This is a genomic window from Zavarzinella formosa DSM 19928 (assembly GCF_000255705.1).
Taxonomy (GTDB): Bacteria; Planctomycetota; Planctomycetia; order Gemmatales; family Gemmataceae; genus Zavarzinella; species Zavarzinella formosa.
The window spans coordinates 459,244-477,417 of the sequence record NZ_JH636439.1 but is presented as its reverse complement, the minus strand read 5'-3'; the positions used below and the strand labels follow the sequence as shown (position 1 = coordinate 477,417).

General features: G+C 58.6%; 14 protein-coding genes. 8 read left to right on the top strand and 6 right to left on the bottom strand.

The annotated features are described in order from the left end of the window. Window positions 1-242, bottom strand: a 242-nt coding sequence (locus BGIM_RS64635) for a hypothetical protein (RefSeq protein ID WP_040887562.1), incomplete at its 3' end; no start/stop codon positions are given. Window positions 243-664: 422 nt separating this feature from the next. On the opposite strand from BGIM_RS64635, the gene dnaE reads away from it, so the two are divergent. Next, entirely contained in the window at window positions 665-4,171 is a 3,507-nt protein-coding gene (gene dnaE, locus BGIM_RS0102880; RefSeq protein ID WP_020468291.1) for a DNA polymerase III subunit alpha, read from the top strand. A 64-nt stretch (window positions 4,172-4,235) separates the two neighbouring features. On the opposite strand, the gene BGIM_RS0102875 is transcribed toward dnaE, so the two are convergent. Continuing rightward, window positions 4,236-5,846 (bottom strand): BBP7 family outer membrane beta-barrel protein, encoded by a 1,611-nt coding sequence (locus BGIM_RS0102875; RefSeq protein ID WP_029629690.1) that lies wholly within the window; start codon window positions 5,844-5,846, stop codon window positions 4,236-4,238. 319 nt (window positions 5,847-6,165) lie between these two features. On the opposite strand from BGIM_RS0102875, the gene BGIM_RS0102870 reads away from it, so the two are divergent. After that, on the top strand, window positions 6,166-6,471 hold the full coding sequence (locus BGIM_RS0102870; RefSeq protein ID WP_020468289.1) for a hypothetical protein: 306 nt from the start codon (window positions 6,166-6,168) through the stop codon (window positions 6,469-6,471). A gap of 76 nt (window positions 6,472-6,547) precedes the next feature. Here BGIM_RS0102870 and BGIM_RS0102865 read toward each other — a convergent pair whose 3' ends face one another. Together BGIM_RS0102865 and BGIM_RS0102860 are read right to left on the bottom strand one after the other, a co-directional pair. Then, entirely contained in the window at window positions 6,548-7,276 is a 729-nt protein-coding gene (locus tag BGIM_RS0102865; RefSeq protein WP_020468288.1) for a sugar phosphate nucleotidyltransferase, read from the bottom strand. A 54-nt stretch (window positions 7,277-7,330) separates the two neighbouring features. Beyond that, window positions 7,331-7,693 (bottom strand): DUF2237 family protein, encoded by a 363-nt coding sequence (locus tag BGIM_RS0102860; RefSeq protein WP_020468287.1) that lies wholly within the window; start codon window positions 7,691-7,693, stop codon window positions 7,331-7,333. Window positions 7,694-7,872: 179 nt separating this feature from the next. On the opposite strand from BGIM_RS0102860, the gene BGIM_RS0102855 reads away from it, so the two are divergent. The 6 genes from BGIM_RS0102855 (at window position 7,873) to BGIM_RS0102830 (ending at window position 15,240) form a co-directional block, all read left to right on the top strand. Beyond that, a complete protein-coding gene (locus BGIM_RS0102855) occupies window positions 7,873-9,204 on the top strand; it encodes a DNA-directed RNA polymerase subunit alpha C-terminal domain-containing protein (protein ID WP_020468286.1) in 1,332 nt (443 codons plus the stop codon). A 131-nt stretch (window positions 9,205-9,335) separates the two neighbouring features. Continuing rightward, complete coding sequence (gene tgt, locus BGIM_RS0102850) at window positions 9,336-10,442, top strand: tRNA guanosine(34) transglycosylase Tgt (RefSeq protein WP_020468285.1); 1,107 nt, start codon at window positions 9,336-9,338, stop codon at window positions 10,440-10,442. A 27-nt stretch (window positions 10,443-10,469) separates the two neighbouring features. Then, window positions 10,470-10,841 carry a preprotein translocase subunit YajC gene (gene yajC, locus BGIM_RS48425; RefSeq protein ID WP_020468284.1) on the top strand — a complete coding sequence of 124 codons (372 nt, stop codon included), beginning with the start codon at window positions 10,470-10,472 and terminating at the stop codon, window positions 10,839-10,841. A gap of 69 nt (window positions 10,842-10,910) precedes the next feature. Beyond that, window positions 10,911-14,117, top strand: coding sequence for a protein translocase subunit SecDF (locus tag BGIM_RS64630; RefSeq protein WP_020468283.1), 3,207 nt, complete (start codon window positions 10,911-10,913; stop codon window positions 14,115-14,117). Between the two features lie 103 nt (window positions 14,118-14,220). Further along, complete coding sequence (locus tag BGIM_RS48420; RefSeq protein ID WP_020468282.1) at window positions 14,221-14,676, top strand: DUF2007 domain-containing protein; 456 nt, start codon at window positions 14,221-14,223, stop codon at window positions 14,674-14,676. Window positions 14,677-14,805: 129 nt separating this feature from the next. Continuing rightward, complete coding sequence (locus BGIM_RS0102830; protein ID WP_020468281.1) at window positions 14,806-15,240, top strand: putative signal transducing protein; 435 nt, start codon at window positions 14,806-14,808, stop codon at window positions 15,238-15,240. A 48-nt stretch (window positions 15,241-15,288) separates the two neighbouring features. Here BGIM_RS0102830 and BGIM_RS0102825 read toward each other — a convergent pair whose 3' ends face one another. Both BGIM_RS0102825 and hemG read right to left on the bottom strand, forming a co-directional pair. Then, the gene (locus BGIM_RS0102825; protein ID WP_020468280.1) at window positions 15,289-16,578 is read right to left on the bottom strand and encodes a glucose-1-phosphate adenylyltransferase; all 1,290 of its coding nucleotides are present in this window, start codon (window positions 16,576-16,578) and stop codon (window positions 15,289-15,291) included. A gap of 38 nt (window positions 16,579-16,616) precedes the next feature. Further along, window positions 16,617-18,068: a protoporphyrinogen oxidase gene (hemG, locus tag BGIM_RS48415; RefSeq protein WP_020468279.1), complete on the bottom strand. Its 1,452-nt coding sequence runs from the start codon at window positions 18,066-18,068 to the stop codon at window positions 16,617-16,619. Window positions 18,069-18,174 lie beyond the last annotated feature (106 nt).

Genomic DNA, 18,174 nt, shown 5'->3' with positions numbered 1-18,174 from the left:
CGGTCCCGCACCAGAGCCAGCGGCGGCCGTTGGCGAAGGCCCTTGCGGCCGAGAAACCGGCTGATCTGGGCGCGATGACGCGGCTCCGAGGCCACCGACCCCGAGGCTTGCGAGGCGCTCATGCGCCCCCAATGCAAACAAAACGCCGCCACGCAACGAATCACCAGGCCGAGCGCCCGGGGACTCAGGCCGGCCGGACGAAGAAACTGTTTGATTCCGGGGAGTCCTTCTTGCACAATCATGACCGAGACTCCTTCCGGTTGGTGATCACCCGGCCTCACGGCCCAACCGATCCGGCCGGGGGAGTCTCGTTTTTCTATCCCGGCCCACTCTCCTCAGCAAAAAGCGCAACTTCAAAACGCGCCAGCGAGGGTACCGCGACTCCCGGTGGTCCAACAGTTCCCCGACGGGCTGAAGTCCGGCCGATTATCCTTGCACTGATCTTTAAAGCGGCGTCCTACCGGTGGGGTGACGGGTTCAAAAATGCAACTTCTGCAACAATTTGACTTTTAACCCGCCACACCTTGCGGAATTCTGCTGCAAACCAGTTTCAGATTTGCCTCACGAATCGACCATTTTCACCTCGCCAAGCTCCTCTTTACCCCTCGGAAGCTCTCAGGTATCCGGTTACAATTATTGATTGTCAGCCCATCTTGAGAGCCGCATGAGCCGTTCATTTGTCCACCTGCACTGCCACACGCATTACAGCCTCCTCGACGGGGCCAATCGCATTCCAGAACTTGTCCAGCAGACCAAAAAACAGGGGATGAACGCGATCGCGATCACCGATCACGGGAATCTCTTCGGAGCCGTCGAGTTTTACCGGGAATGCAAAGGGGCGGGCCTTAACCCGATCATCGGGTACGAAGCCTACATGGCCCCCGGCAGCCGACATGACAAGAAAGCGCTCCGGCAAGGGGATGCTTACTCCCATCTCACGCTGCTCGCCAAGAACTATACCGGCTTCAAGAACCTTATCAAACTCTCCTCCATCGCCTGGCTGGAGGGCTTCTATTACCACCCCCGGATCGACCGTGAATTGCTCGAAGCCCATAGCGAAGGGTTAATTTGCTTGAGCGGTTGCCTCGCCGGGGAATTCAACGACTTGATCCTGCGGAATGAAACCAAGAAGGCGAAAGAACTCGCCGAGTGGTTTGAGAAGGTCTTCAAGAAAGACTTTTACATCGAGATTCAAAATAACGGGCTGGACTTGCAGGACCAATGCACCGTCGAGGCCGTGCGGATCTCCCAGAAGGTCGGCATTCCGCTGGTGGCGACGGCCGACGCCCACTATCTCGTGCAGGCTGATGGCGACGCCCACGATGTGCTGTTCTGCATCAACACCAGCCGGAAACGGGAACCGGGCAAGCGGAACTACCCCGAGGGGAAGATCAAAAGCCCCTACTACGTCCGCACGCCCGAGGACATGTATGCCGCGTTCCCGAAATTCGCGGACGCCGTGGCCCGGAGCCAGGAAATCGCCGATGGCGTCAATATCGACATCGACTTCAAGAAACGTTACTTCCCGGTGTTCGTCCCCCCCGAGAACAAAAAACCCGAGGACTATCTCCGGGAACTCTGCGAACAGGGAATGCGGGAGCGCTACGAAGGCCGGATGCGGCCCGAGGTCCAAGCCCGGCTCGACCACGAGTTGGGCATCATTTGCCGGATGGGCTTCGCCAGTTACTTTTTGATCGTGTGGGACTTTGTGCGGTTCGCCCGCGAACAGGGCATCCCCTGTAGCGCTCGTGGTTCCGGTTGCGGGGCGGTCGTTGCCTATGTGCTGTACATGAGCCACGTCGATCCGCTGATGTATGACTTGCTGTTCGAGCGATTCCTCGACCCGAACCGGAGCGAAGCCCCTGATATCGACATCGACTTTTGTCAGGAACGCCGGGAAATGGTGATCGATTATGTGAAGCAAAAATACGGCGAAAAGAGCGTCGCCCAGATTTGCACCTTCGGCACGATGGCCGCGAAGGCCGCGATCAAGGACGTCGGCCGGGTGCTGGATATCCCGCTGGAGCGCGTCAACTACATGACCAAATGGGTGTCCCCCAAGCCGGGCACATCCATCGAGGAAACTCTCGCCGCTTCGCCAGAGTTCCGGCGAGAATATGAAAACGATCCGCTTGTCCGCGAGTGGATCGACATTGCGTTGAAACTGGAAGGCACCAACCGCAACACCGGGACACACGCCGCCGGGGTGGTGATCGCCAACGGGCCGATCACCGACTATGTGCCCGTGCAAATCATCAAGCGCAAAGACGAAAGCGGCGAAACCCGGCAGGCCCTCACCACGCAGTGGGTGATGGGGGACATCGAGAAAATCGGCCTGCTCAAGATGGACTTCTTGGGTCTCCGCACGCTCACGCTGGTGGATAACTCGCTGCAGATGATTAAGAAGACGCGGGGCGTGGCCATCGACCTCGAACGCATCCCGATGGACGATTTGGAAACGTACAAACTCCTGCAAAAAGGGGACGCCAAGGGGGTGTTCCAGTTTGAGTCCGAGGGGATTCGGGAACTCCTGAAACGCCTGAAGCCGGACAACATCCGGGACATTATCGCCTGCACCGCCCTGTACCGCCCCGGCCCGCTCGAAGGGGGGATGGTGGATGAATACATCGACTGCAAACACGGCCGCAAGAAGCCGGTTTACCCCCACCCGATTGTCGAGGAATTGCTTTCCGAAACCTACGGCGTGATGGTGTACCAAGAACAGGTGATGCGGATTCTCAACCGCATGGGGGGGTTGGAGTTGTCCAGCGCCTATGCCTGTATCAAAGCCATTAGCAAGAAGAAAGAAGACATCATCAACGCCCGGCGGGTGGACTTCATCAACGGGGCCGAAAAGCAGGGGATGTCGCGGGAAAAGGCCGATGAAATCTTCGGCATGATCGTGAAGTTCGGCGGGTACGGCTTCAACAAGTCCCACTCGGCGGCCTACGCCTACATGAGCTACCACACGGCCTACCTGAAACGGCACTACACCGCCGAGTTCATGGCCGCGTTGCTTTCCAGCGAAGTGGATGACGGTAACAAACGCGACATCATGGTGGACCACATCGCGGACGCCCGGAGGTTCGGCGTCCCCGTCAACCCGCCGGATGTGAACCGGGGGGAGCCAAATTTCACGGTGAAGGACGGCCAGATCATCTTCGGGTTGGTGGCCATCAAGGGTCTCGGCCGCGGGGCGGCCGAGGAGATCATGCGGGCGAGAACCGAAGGCGGCCCATTCAAGGACTTGTTCGAGTTCAGCGAACGGGTGGACACCAAGACCGTTTCCCGGTCCGCCATCGAACGCCTCATCAAAGGGGGGGCGATGGACGGCTTTGCCCAACCATTTGCCCACCGGGCGCAATTGCTGTCCGCGCTAGGCGGGGCCTTGCAATCAGCCGAAAACATGCAAGAAGATCGTCGCCGCGGGCAGCGAAGCATCTTCGACATGATGGGAGGCGATGACGAAACCGGGGAGCCGGCGGCCAAAACAAATCCGCCATTGCCAAACATTCCGCGTTGGTCCAACACGGACCAACTCAAGTTTGAGAAGGAAGCCCTCGACTTTTACTTCTCCAGCCACCCGCTCGCGGAGTTTGAGATGGCGCTCAAACGCTTCGCCACCCATACCTGTCAGATGGTGAGTGAGGCGAAAGACGGCTCGCAAGTTCGCTTCGGCGGCATGATTTCGCAAACGCGGTTCATGACCACCAAAAAGGGAAATCGTTATGTTCGTTGCAAGATCGAGGATTTCACCAAACAACTGGACTGCGTGATGTGGCCGGACGATTTCGGCCGGTATCCCACCGAGTTTGTGGATGACAAGATTTATCTGTTCGAGGCCGTGGTCGAGGATGATCAAAAGAGCGGCAACAAGTCAACTATCCTGCGAAAGTTGATGACGCTTGAACAAGCGAGGAAGGAATTGACCAAGGCAATGATCCTCAACGTCACCCTTGGTCAGCATGGTCCGGACACCGTGGACCGCATCGGCACCATCCTGAAACGCAAAACCGGCACTTGCAATGTCTTCATGGTGGTGAAGGACGGACAAGGCCGCACGGCTCAATTCCGGCTGGGGGATGATTACCGGGTAAACCCCGCCGAAGTGCCTCTCGAAGAACTGGAACTCCTGATCGGCGCCGGATCGGTGATGTTCTCAGGACGTTAAAACAAAAGAGAGAACCCCGGCTTCCTGATGAAAGCCGGGGTTCTCTCTTTCTTGTTCGCTTCGATTACCAGCGGAATTGCAATCCAACGTTGAACCCCTGCGCCCAGAACGATTCGCGTTGGACGACATTCAGCGGTCGCGGGTCCGTGGTTTGCGGCGGGCTGCGGCCGATCGTGAAGTCCGGAATGCTGTACTCGTTCAAACTCCGGTCAATCTGGGCGCCGGGTCGCGCCACCGATGACCAGTACAGGAATGAGTATCCCACAAAGATCTTGGTGTGTTGGGTAATGTCGTACCCAAGGTTGAGGTTCACTTCCGGCACATACGCCAGTTTCGTGGCTGTCACCGATCCAATGTTGGAGTTCAGCGCCAGCAATCCGCCCGGTTGATTTGGAGGCGGCGAAACTCCGCCCGCGATGCCCCCGGAGACGCTGGAGGTCATCACCGATCCCCCGAGGGCGATCTTGGCTTGGGTGTTGAGAGACCATCGGCCCCACTGCTGGTTAAACACGGCGCCAATCTGACCGCCATAGAACTGGTTCTTCGTCTTGAACGAGTCCGTCAACAATCGGCTTTGACCGATGAACTGCCGGGGCGCCCCGGCGAGGCCGGTCGCCGATTCCTGAATCGTCAGTTCTTCGCCCAAGTCAACCATCCGGAAACCACCCAGCAAGTCGAAGGAAGACGTGCAGGATTGGTAAAGATGCTTTCGCAGGTTGAGGTCAAGGCCCCACAAGGTTGATCGATGGAGAACATTAATGTAACCGGCGTAAATGCCGGGGTTGCCGATCTGCTCCACGAATTCCGCGTTCTGGTTCAGGCTGAAGAACGGCCGGGCCAGAATCGAATTGGGGTATTGGTTCGAGCTGGCCGAGAACGTGCTTCCCGAATCACGGAGGAAGAAGAAATTCGACTCAATGGCCCACTTCGGACTGAACCAATAGCCAAGCCCCATTCGGAAACCCGAAATGGGATTATTGGTGATCCGGTCCGTCGGATAGATGGTCGTCACGCCGGGTCGGCCGAGGATTCCCTCGCTCGCCACCGGGCCGACGGTCGCCAGCGGCGGGGCGATATATCCCTTCATCCACCATAAGAGATACTCTCCGCTGGTGTACCAACGGCTCATGGGGACGGGCATCCCGCCGACGCCCGCCAAGCCCGGAATGCCGCAGCCATAAGGGCTGTCGCAACCGCCGGGCATGGGGCTGGCGATCACCGGGCCGGGCATTCCCATCTCCGGGCCGGGCATTCCACCCCCCGGAGGTTGAACCATGACCGGCACGCCGGGAATTGGCCCGTTCATGGGAATGGGTGTGCCGGGCGTCACGAAAGCCGGGCCAGGCATGGACGGGGAAGTGACCACCGGCATCGGCGTCGAGGAACCGATTGATCCCGGCATGGGAACCATCGGCCCGGTTCCCCCCGGCATCGGCAGGATGGGGGTTGTTTCGTTCACCGTGCCCTTGGGCATGGCCTTGGGAACGAAGTCGATGGCGGCCACCGGCCGCACATCCAAAGAAGGAGAGGTGATCCCCGGAGCGTAATCCGCAACCGGCCGCCCCAATGAAGCCGCCGGTCGGCCGAGAGAAGCCGCCGGAACGGAATCCTGCGCGAAGGCGGGCATCGCGATGAAGGCGAGGGAACCACCCAAGCCGAACAAAGTCCGTTTCATGAGGCACACTCCTTGCGAACCATCGCCGCCGGGCGACAACGGCACTCTCCGTTTCCAACATCATTCTTTTCGGTCACTTGAGGGAAAACAGTCACTCGGGGATAACGTTCCGGTCATGGAAGTTGTTCGGGGGGGCGTTGTGACCGGCGGAACATGCACAGCCGATCCAGCCAGCGCGTTACTCATTAAGACTTGAGTGAAACTTCAAATTCGCCGGTCCTTGACCGCAAAGATGGCGAAGAAGATGCCGATGGTTAATCTGCCGCGACCAGCAAGGATGCACAGACGGCACAGACCGGGCAATTCAGGAGGAATCACTATGTTCCGCACAGGACTCAAAATCGGGACAGCGGCTTGCGGGCTGGCCCTGCTAGCGCCGGCCATCGCCTCGGCCTATTTCCCGCCACCACCCACCGTCACGACGACGGCGGTTCCCCCTGATCCCTTCGTCCCGCCGACCGCCGGCGGCGTCGGCGAACCGGAACCGCCATCCCCCACCGGCGGCCCCACCGTTTCCACACCGGAACCGGCCAGTTTCGTCTCGGCGGCCACGGCCTTGGTGTTGCTCGGAGCCTACGGGCTTTATCGGCGCCGACAGGCGACCCTCTCGACTGACTTGGGCTGATCGAAATGAATTACCCGACGAAAACGAACACGCGAGCCATCCGGCTCGCGTGAAATGATCGTCTTTGGGGTTCGGATCAAAACACCGGCGGGTCTTGTCGGACGAGTTGATTGGAGAATTGCAGCGAATCCAAGGTTCCGGCGTCGGTCCAATAACCATCAATGACGGTGGAGCCGAGGCGGCCTTGTTTCAGGTAGTACGAGTTCACATCCGTGATTTCGAGTTCCCCGCGACCGCTGGGTTTCAGGGTTTTGATTACTTGAAAGACATCGGCGGGATAAATGTAGACGCCGATCACGGCGAAATCGCTCTTCGGGTTCTTCGGCTTTTCCTCAATGCTGAGAACCTGCGAACCCTTCAACTCGGCGACGCCGTATCGGCCGGGGTCGGGAACCTGTTTGAGGCCGACCCAAGCCCAGTCGGGGTGTTTGTTGGCGTCTTGAAGAATTTGGGTGACCGGGGCCTTGAAGATATTGTCCCCGAGGATCACCAAACTCCGGTGATTGGCCGAGAACGTCTCCGCGAGACCGAGGGCTTGGGCGATGCCGCCCGCCTCGTCCTGCACACGGTAGGTGAGCGCGCAACCGTGGTCCTTGCCGGAACCGAGCAGTTCGACGAAATCACCCATGTGTTCGGTGCCGGACACCAACAGAATGTCCCGGATGCCCCCGCCGATGATCTTTTTCAGCGGGTGATACACCATCGGCACATCCCCCACGGGGAGCAAGTGCTTGTTGGTGACTTTCGTTAATTCGCCGAGACGGGTGCCCTTGCCCCCGGCCAGCACGATTCCGCGAATGTTCATCGGTTCTCCCGGCGACAATGATTGGTGATTGTTTTACGAAAGCCCCCGCACCGATCACACGGGGACGGCATACTTCTTCAAATCCTCAAGCGAGACAAACTCCAGGGCCGACATATGGGTCGCCTCCAGCACGACTTGCGGAGCCATGTCGGCTTCAAAAGCTTCCTGCCACCGCGACGCGCACAAACACCATTGATTTCCCGGTCGCAATCCCGGAAATCCATAATGCGGAACGGGGGTGCTGAGATCGTTCCCGCGCGAGCGGCTAAACGCCAGGAACTCGGCAGTGACGATGACGCAAACCACATGAACTCCGTCGTCCCCGGCCCCGGTGTCGCAACAGCCAGTGCGGTAAAACCCGGTCATGGGGTTGGTGGAACAATTTTTGAGTGGAGTGCCAAGCACATTTTTTGCCATGATCGCACCGAAATTTCATTCAACAAAGGATTCCCGAATTTCCCAAACGACCTTGCGGGATGAACCGGCGAGGACGCGGGGGCGGGGCAGGTTATCTTGCCAACCGACAGATCATTGTCATATCATGTCCAATTCAGGTTGCCATATGGTGAGAATCAACAAATCGGCGAGGTAGCATCGTGGATCAGGTCATTGATCTGAAAGCCCTGTTGGTCGAACGGGAAGATTGTGATGCCGGGACCATTCAGCGGTTGCGCGAAGGGTTGACGCAAGGCGGCGCCCAATTCAAAAACCTCAAGGATGTGAACGACCAGTTGAAGAAGCGGCTGGAAAGCGCGCCTCCCGCCCTGGCGAAGAAGCTCCAGCTCAAGCTGGGCGTCGTTAACTACTTTCTGGGTTACATGAACCAGGCCATCGAACACCTCAAGCAGGTGGACATGCCGCTCGGGTTCTTTTATCTGGGTCGCGCGCTGGTGAACTCCCGCCAATACGACGAAGCCACCAAGGCCTTCGACAAGGCCGAAAAGGCCGGGTATTCGGTGGCCCAAGTGCAACTTCAACGGGCCGGGATTCATCGCAGCCGCGGGGAAATCTCGCAGGCGAAGGCCCTGCTCAGCAAGTTGGAAGAACTCAGCAAATATAGCGCGGAGTTTCATTTCCAAGTCGCCGGGGTGGCCGACGCGGACGGAGACCGCTCCAAGTCGATCCTCGCCTACGAAAAAGCCATCGAACTCGATCCCGGCCACACCGGATCGCTGTTTCAACTCGGCTACATGAATGATCTGGCCGGGAATGACGAGGAGGCGATCTCGTATTACGAGCGCTGCCTCAAGTACCCGCCGGTCAACAAGGGCGTGTTGAACAATCTCGGAATCCTCTACGAGGACAACGAACGGTTTGACAAGGCCGCCGATTGCTACGGCCGGCTTCTCAAGGCCGACGCGAACGACGACCGGGCCAGGCTGTTCTTGAAGGATGCCCAAGCGTCCGTCACGCAGTTCTACAACCCGGACGAAGACCAGGTGAGCGTGGCCAACCGGCAGGTCATGGAAGTCCCGGTCACCGACTTTGAACTGTCGGTCCGCAGTCGCAATTGCCTGAAGAAGATGGGCATTCGCACCCTCGGCGACCTGACCCGCATCAACGAGATCAGCCTGTTGGGCAGCAAAAACTTCGGCGAAACGTCGCTTGATGAAATTCGCAACATCATGCACGCCAAGGGCTTGCGGATCGGCCAGTCGATCGAGCAGGGAGCCCGATACGAACCGCGTTACTCCCCGACCGTGAATCTGCCGCCGGAACAGGCCGCCGCCGTCAGCCGGCCGGTGTCCGAGTTGAATCTGTCCGTCCGTGCCCGCAAGTGCATGAACCGGCTGAACATCACCACCATCGGGGAACTCCTTTCCCGAACGGGCGATGAACTGATGGAAGCCAAGAACTTCGGCGTGACCTCGCTTAACGAAGTCCGCGAGAAGCTGACCATCATGGGTCTGAAACTGCGGGGCGACTGACCCCTGAGTTTCATAAAGCCCTTCGGGCGTTGGCTGCGAGCGATGGGCCGTGTGCTTTGAGCCAGAAAAACCTTCTTGGTTTTACTCAAAGCACACGGCTCATTGCTCACAGCCAACGCCCGAAGGGCTTTATGTTTTCTTTTCGACTCCAATCAACGGACGATCTCGCCCGGCGGGGGACAATCACCACCCCGCATGGTCTCATCGAGACGCCGATCTTCATGCCGGTCGGCACACAGGGGACCGTCAAGGGAATCACGCCGGAGCAACTCAAGGGAATCAACGCGCAAATCATCCTCGGCAACACGTACCACCTAGCCCTGAGACCGGGCGACGAGTTGGTGGCCGAACTTGGCGGCCTGCACAAGTTCATGGCTTGGGATGGCCCGATTCTGACGGACTCCGGCGGATTTCAGGTCTTCAGCCTCGCCGAGATCCGCAAAATCACCGACGACGGCGTCAAATTCCGGTCCCACATCGACGGCCGATTGCTGGAACTCACCCCGGAAAAAGCCGTTAAGATTCAGGAAAACCTCGGCTCCGACATCGCAATGGTGTTGGACGAATGCCCCCCGGCTGATGCGGATGAAAAACACATTCGCCGGGCGATCAACCGAACCTTGATGTGGGCCGAGCGTTGCCGCAATGCCCATACCCGGCCGGATCAGGTCTTGTTCGCCATTGTCCAAGGCGGGGTTCATGTGAATCTGCGGGCCGAATGCGCCAAACCTTTGACGGACATGGATTTCCCCGGTTACGCCCTCGGGGGTTTCAGCGTCGGCGAGGGCCCGGAGGTGATGCACGCCCTGTTGCCTCCATGTGCCGCATTGCTTCCCGAACACAAACCGCGTTATCTGATGGGCGTCGGCCGGCCGGAAGATCTGCTCGCCGGGGTGGCCGCCGGGATCGACATGTTTGACTGTGTGATGCCCACACGAAACGGCCGCAACTCCTTTGCCTTCACCGGCGAAGGCACCTTGAGGATGCGGAATTCATGCCACCGGCGAGATTCCCGGCCGCTGGAGTCCGATTGTCCCTGTTACACCTGTGTGCATTTTTCGCGAGCGTACCTGCACCATTTGTTCCACTCGAAGGAAATGCTCGGGCCGACGCTGCTTTCGTTGCACAACCTGGCTTACTACCTTCGGTTGATGGCCAGCGCCCGGTCGGCCATCGAAAACAGAACCTTTGCGGCCTTCCATCGGGACTGTCTTGCCCGTTGGAAGCGGCCAACCTAGTATAAGCATCTTTACTTTGGCGACCGAATGGACCCGCACGTGATTTTCGACGCAAGTTATGCGATTTTGGCCCAAGGAGGCGACCCCGCCCAGGGGGGAGCACCCTCATGGTTTGGCATTGCGGCGAGTGTCTTGGCCGGATTGATGTTTTTGATGTTCATGAGGGCATCAACGAAGCAAAAGCGAGAACTCCAAAACGCTCTTTCGGCGATGAAGAAGAACGACAAGGTGGTGACCTCCGGCGGGATCATCGGGGTCATTGTGGCGATCAAGGAAAATGAGGATGAAATCACCCTCAAGGTGGACGACACCACGAATTCCCGCATTCGGGTGTTGAAAAGTTCCGTGGTGAAGATCACCTCCGGTGACACCACGACGGGCGAAGTCAAAACGAGTTGATCGGCGGGTTCGTGTCTTGAACATTTTCCCTTCGGCCGGGACGCCGGGGGGCTGGCTCCGGGTGGAACGATGCAACGAGCTTTCCTGTCGCGGATCATCATCTGTCTGATCCCGACCCTTCTGGCGACGGGCTTGGTGGCCTGGGCGTACACCAAGGACCCCACGGGATTATCCGGCTTCCGGCGGGGGATCGACCTCTCCGGCGGGACGATTCTCGTCTATGAGGTGGACCAAACCCTCTCCAAGCAAAACCGCGGCATCGACGACCACCCCGGCGACCGCGCCATCGTGGACTCGGCCCTTGCGGACGCCATCAAGCGCCGGATCGACGACAAGGACTTGCTCAACGTGATCGTCCGGCCGCTTGGCCAGACCCGCGTCGAAATCATCATGCCGTTCGGCGCGCCCACCAAGGACGGCCGGTCGACACAGGGCCAGAACGAAGTTGATGACATCAAGCGCCGCATCAACGATGTCGGCAGCCTGGAGTTCCGCATCGTCGCCAACGTGGACGACGACAAGGATGCCATCGACGACGTCAAGAAATTCCTGGCCGATTCCAAGAACGCGGATGCCTTGAAGAAGGCCGCCGAAACCGGGGCTCCCCCGCCGTTTCCAAACCGCACGGGTGACGCCCAATTGTTGGTGATGGATGTGCCCGTCCGTTACGAATGGGTCGAACTCGCCAAGAACGAACGATACGATCTCGGCCTGAGTTCCACCGCCACCACGAAGAACAGCCGGGGCCATGATTATTTCGCCACCCTGGAAACCGCCCGCAACCGGAACGAAGCATACGTTGAAACCTCCCCGGTCGACAAGGGCCGGACCGGCGCCGTCTACTACAGCCGCAAGTCTGAAAACCTTCGGGACAAAGCCGAGAGCGAAAAGAAGAAATTCGATTACTTCGTGCTGACGCGAGTCTCGGAAAAAGACCGCGTTCTCGTCGGCGGCGACGTGACCATCTCGGCCAACGTGACACAGGACGAAAAGCAAAACCCGGCCGTGGGCTTCACGTTCAACAGTCGGGGCGGCGACAAGTTCTTCGAGGTCACCTCCCGGAACAAGCCGTCCGACCCTTCCGGCGGCAACGGCATCGTTCGCAAACTGGCCATCATCCTTGACCAAAAGTTGATCTCGGCCCCGACGCTCAATCAGCCGATTCGGACGAACGGGATCATCCAGGGCAGCTTCAAGATGGATGACGTGCAAAAAATCGTGAAGCTGCTTCGGCAGGGCGCCCTTCCGGCCACGTTGAAGAAGCAGCCGGTAAGCGAAAACACCATCGGGCCGACGCTCGGAGCGGACACCATCCGCAACGGGACGCGGGCCGTGGGCTTTGCCTTTGCCGCCATCTTGGTCTTCATGATGGTCTATTACCGCTTCGCCGGGGTGGTGGCGACCATCGCCCTGCTGGCCAACCTGTTGCTGACCATCGGCTTCATGTTGTTGGTGAACGCGACCTTCACCCTCCCCGGTCTCGCGGGCATCGTGTTGATGCTCGGGATGGCCGTGGACGCCAACGTGCTGATCTACGAGCGGGTCCGCGAAGAACGCGACCGGGGGCTAAACCTCACGGCCGCCCTCCGGAACGGTTATGACCGGGCCTTGCCGACAATTATTGACACCCACTTGTCCAGCATCTTCACCGCCATCGTGCTCTACGCGGTCGGCAACGACCAATTGAAGGGCTTCGGCATCTCGCTGACCGTCGGCCTCGTCATCAGCTTGTTCACCTCGCTGTACATGACCCGGCTGATCTTTGACATCTGGCAGTCCAGCGGCAAAGCCCGTCAGTTGTCGATGATGAAACTGTTCAGCAAGCCGAACATCGACTTCATGAAGATTCGCCAGTTGATGTTCACCATCACCGGTATTCTCACAGTTCTCGGAGTCGGCCTGTTCTTCATGCGGGGACAACGCGGGTTGAACGTGGACTTCGTCGGCGGGACCGCCTTCAGCGGTCAGTTGGACCAACCGCTTGAAATTGGCGAACTGCGGAAACTTCTTTCCGAAGATCGCCAAAAAGAACGACTCAACGTGACCGAGGTGAAGGAAACTTCCACCCGCAAGACTTACGAAATCCATTACGCGGATGGCGGCACAACCACCGTCAGCCTGGCCAACGAACCGGACGGTTCGACGCCGGAAGCGCAATTGGCCAATGTGAAGGCCCGTGCCTCCGTGTTGCCCGACTGGTCGGTGGAGCAGATTTTCACCTCCGAATCCAAGGGGGACTCCAGCCGGATTTTCAACGTCCGCTCGACCGAACGTGAATCGGAACTGGTGCAGGCTTCCATCAACCGGCTGTTCACCAATCCGGCAGGGAAGTCGTTGTTGTTGGAAACGAACTGCACGCCGACGAAGCAGGGCAACGACTGGATTCTGACGTTCAACAAGCCGGTTTCCAAGAGCTATGTGAAGACGCTGATCGAAAAGCAGTTCCAGAAGAATCTCTCGTCCGAATACGTCGCCTCCGACGTGTTTGAAATCACCGAAGCGGGCGAGGAGAAAGACGGCCGTTACGAAAAGATGCGGCTGGAAGTCTTCAAGGAAGCCAATGACGGGATCGCCCAATTGGTGAAAGATCCCGCCAAACTAGATTTGATCGTCAACAACGCGGCGAAGGAATTTTCCGTGAAGCCACAGGCCGAACGGCTTGAAACCTTCGACGGCACGCTGGCCTCGGAAACCCGGTCTCGGGCGTTGTATGCCATCGTCGCCAGTTGGATCGCCATCCTGATGTACCTCTGGTTCCGCTTCGGGAACTGGACATTCGGGGCGGCCGCCCTGATCTGCCTGATCCATGACCTCTGCTTCACCCTCGGGGCCATCGCCGCGTGTTACTATCTGCACGACACGTTCATTGGGAAAATCTTCGGGTTGCAAGACTTCAAGATTGACCTTCCGGCCGTGGCCGCTCTGCTCACGCTGGTGGGTTACTCGGTGAACGACACGATCGTGGTGTTTGACCGGATCAAGGAAGTGCGTGGCAAGAACCCGGCCCTGAACGAGCAAATGATTAATGACAGCGTGAACCAAACCCTGAGCCGGACCGTGCTGGCCTCCTTGACCACCTTCCTCGTGGTGATCGTGCTGTATGCCTTCGGCGGCGAAGGGGTTCACCTGTTCGCCTTCGTGATGGTGGTCGGGGTGATCGTGGGAACATACTCCTCGATTTACATCGCGGCCCCGCTGCTGCTGGTGTTCGGCGAAGGCAAGCCGAAGCCGGTGGAAGGCATGTCGGCCTCGGTGGCGACGCTCGGCGCCAAGTGATTGCATCAATTTGAAAGTGTGTGATAATGGAACCCGCGAGCGATCCTCGCGGGTTCCGTTCGTTTGCGGACGCCCGGTTCATCAACTCAAACGGAAAAGCCTCATGCCCCTCGCCAACCCGGTCGTCGTTTATTCGGCATCAACCAATCAAGAAGCGATCCTTCTCAAACACCTGTTGATCGAAGCTGGAATTGAATCAGACATCACGCAGGATTTGTCCTTGGCTGGCCTGTGGATGGGCGGGACGGCCAACAACATCCACACGCCGAAAGTCTGGGTGGACCGCCCCCAAGCCGAGGCGGCGACCGCAATTCTGGCTGACTACGAGAAAAAACGATTTGAGCGTTCAGAGTTGGGAAAAGATATTCCAGCGGACGCCGCTCCGGTTGAAGGGCATTGCGAAGAATGCGGGGCAACCTCCCTGTTCCCGGCAATTCAAAAGGGATCAGTGCAAAAATGCCCGAAGTGCGAGGCTTCGATGGATGTTGGTCCCGTCGAGGAGGGAGATTGGTGGATGGCGAACGGAGAGAATGAAGACTCCGAATCCTCTTCCGAATGAGTCTCGTTGCCAGCCTTTTCTGATTTCCACCTTGGCATGCCATATGCGACAATATAACCCGCGAGTACCCCTTGCGGGTTTCGTTCGTTTGCGGAACCGGGGGTCATTAATCAAGACGGAGACACTCTCATGGCCATCGCCAATCCGGTCGAAGTCTACGCGGCTTCGTCCCCCCAAGAAGCGCAACTGCTGAAGGATTTGCTGTCCGAGGCGGGAATCAACGCCGAAATCACCGAAGACGTCACCCCGGATGGGGAATGGATGGGCGTCAGTGCGGCCCCCTATCACTCGTCACGAATGTGGGTCGATGATGAAATGGCGGAAACCGCCGCCGAGATTCTGCGTGAATATGAGCAGCAACGGGACAAAAAGCTGGAAGCCCGCGAGGAAGCCGCCGTCCATCTGGTCGAAGCCCGCTGCGAGGAATGCGGCCAGATTTCAACATTCTCCGCCGCCCTGCGGGGAACGGTTCAGGAATGCCCCAAATGCGGGGCATCAATGGATGTTGGACCGGCCACAGATGGAGATTGGTGGAAAGCCGATGGGGATGTGGTGAAACTGTGAAAAGAGGTGCGAGTGTCGGGCCGATACCTCGACACTCGCCGCGTTTCTTCAAATCACCGTGCCGTCCGGCACGATCATTCCCTTGGGAATCACCACAATGCCGTCGCGGATGTAGTAACAATCACCGTCCACGTTCGGTTCCTTGCCGTGGTAGTCGATGGTCACGTTGTTGCCGACGCGGCAATCTTTGTCGAGGATCGCCCGTTCAATGTGACAGTTATCCCCGACATTGAAGTTCGGGATGCTTTTCCTGGCATTCGACTCTCGTTCCTCATCCGATTCGTAACGGTCGGCCCCGATGATGACGGACTGAATGATCTCGCATTTCTGACCGATCCGGCTGCGAACCCCGAGCGAACAGTGGTTCAACTTGGTGCCGGCTTTCACCACGCAGCCATCACTAATGAGGCTTTCGTTGATCGTCGCCCCGCAAATCCGGGCGGCGGGCAAGAACCGCATCCGGGTGTAAATCGGTCCCGACGGGTGGTAGAACTCGAACTTCGGATTCTCGCGGGCCAGGTCGAGCGACGACTGGAGGTAAGACCGGATCGTCCCCAAATCCTCCCAATAACCATCAAACAAATGAGCCTGTACTTTGAGTTGCTTGTAGTGCTTCTGGAAGATATCCCGGCCGAAGTCCGTGTCCTGCGGGTCTTGGAGGAGTTTCAGCAACACTTCTCGCTTGAAGAGATAAATCCCCATGCTGGCGAGATAGTTTCGCCCGTCGCACTTGATGCCGCGAGCCTCGATCCACTCCGCGTTTGTGCGGAACGGTTCGTGTTCCTTCAAGCTCACCTTCGGCTTTTCGATGAACGACGTGATCCGGCCGGAATCGTCGGCCTTCATGATCCCGAACCCGGCCACATGGCTTTCCGGCACGGGGAGCATGGCAATCGTGATGTCGGCATCCGATTTCGTGTGGGTCGCCTGAAGCTCGCTGTAGTCCATCCGGTAAAGTTGGTCGCCGGAAAGAATCAGCACATCCGTGCAGGGATCTTCCTCAATTTGCCGCACGTTTTGCCGGACGGCGTCGGCCGTCCCCTGATACCACTGCGACCCTTCCATCGTCTGCTGGGCAGCCAGGATCTCGACGAATCCCTTGGAGAACTGGTCGAATTTATAAGTGTTGGCGATGTGCCGATGCAGGCTCGCGGAGAGGAACTGCGTCATCACATAAATGCGATTAATGCCGGAATTCAGGCAATTGCTGATGGGAATGTCGATCAGCCGATATTTCCCGGCAACAGGCACGGCGGGCTTGGCCCGGAGTTGAGTGAGGGGAAACAGGCGCGCCCCCTGCCCTCCGCCCAGAATGATGCTGAGGACCGATCGTAGCATGAACTGCATTCCCGGAGAGTGAGTCGTTTAGGCAAATGCTACACTGCCCCGTCACCGAAGGGAAGCGGGCAAATACCGGACGGTGAGAAAGAGTTGCCGATATAACCGGCCACGGCCGCGGCAATCCGCTCCGCGTCTTCCGTCTGGTCGTTGATCGCCACCCCGCGGAAGGCGTTTCCGCCCAAGAACAGACCGGGCCATTTGGCGGCTTCCCGGTCGATCCGGGCGACTCTCGCCAAATGCCCGACATGATATTGCGGGATGGCATTTTCCCAGCGAATAATGTGCCGAAACGCCGGAAAATTAGCGACACCCATCACTTGCTGCAATTCTCGATGCACGGCCTCCGTCAATCGGGCATCATCCCACTCAAGGATATCCGGCCGGTTCCAGCCTCCGCACAAGGCCCGCCACAGCACATGGCCTTCGGGTGCGCGGCCGGGAAAAATGGACGAACACCACTGAACGCCCAAGACATCCCGCCGGGTGGATTGAGGGGTGATAAACCCGAACCCGTCCAAGGAATGCTTCCCGGCGTCTTTCTGGCGGTAGCCCAGGGCGACAACCGCGATCTTGTTATGGGGGATGCCCGCAAGTTCGTCGGCCAGCGTCGCATCCAATTCCCGAAGTTGCTTCGCTTGCGCGTGCGCCGGGGAGGTCATTACCACGGCGTCAGCCGATAGAACTTGGTCGTCATCCAGCAAGAGTTGCCAAGTTCCGTCGAGCATTTGTCGAACGCGGTGAACGGGGGAATTGAGTTTCAGGGAATCGCTCAACACCTCTGCAAAACGATCAATCAACCGGCCCAATCCATTGCGAAACGACCACATTTTCACGGGTTGCGGTTCGCGTCCCTCGGCCTTCGCGGCCGCCCGGCGAAGGCGTGAGGCGTTCCGAAATCCCCGGCTGACACTACCGAAATCCCGCTCGAATTGCTTCAACCGGGGAAAGGCGGCGTCCACGCTCAGAAGTTTCGGATCGCCCGCATGGATGCCGGTCACAAAAGCATCGGCCAGTACATCGGCCACTTCCGATCCGGCCCGGCGGCGGGCGAAATCCGCGATGGATTCCTCCTCCTCCGGCGGGTTCGGCCGGCGGTATTTTTCCCACAGGACATTGAACTTCCCTCGCCAGCCCAACAGTGGCGAACGGATAAACGCCCCCAACGAACCGGGAAGGGCGACAAGTTTCCCGCCGATGCACAGGTAGCGGTTCTTGCGCGAACCTTCGCTGGCGGCAATCAGTTCATCGGCGATTCCGAGTTCCCGGCACAGATTCATCGTCGAGGGCTTCGCATCAAGAAAGCCGTTCGGCCCCGTTTCGACACGATAGCCGTCAATCAACGGGGAAGCGATGTTCCCACCCGGCGCAGGCTTCTTCTCCAAAATGGTCAAATGGGCCATCGGCAGAAGTTGCTCAATGCGGAAGGCGACGGCCAGCCCGGCGAGGCCGCCGCCGACGATGGCGATTCGTGGAAGGGGTTGTTTCATCGGTGAAATTGCCGAATCGCGGGGTTGCCCATGCCCGCATTCTACGGCTTGCTATGATGTACCGTAAGTTTGGCTCACGATCTTTGACCACTTACCCGCGGAACCA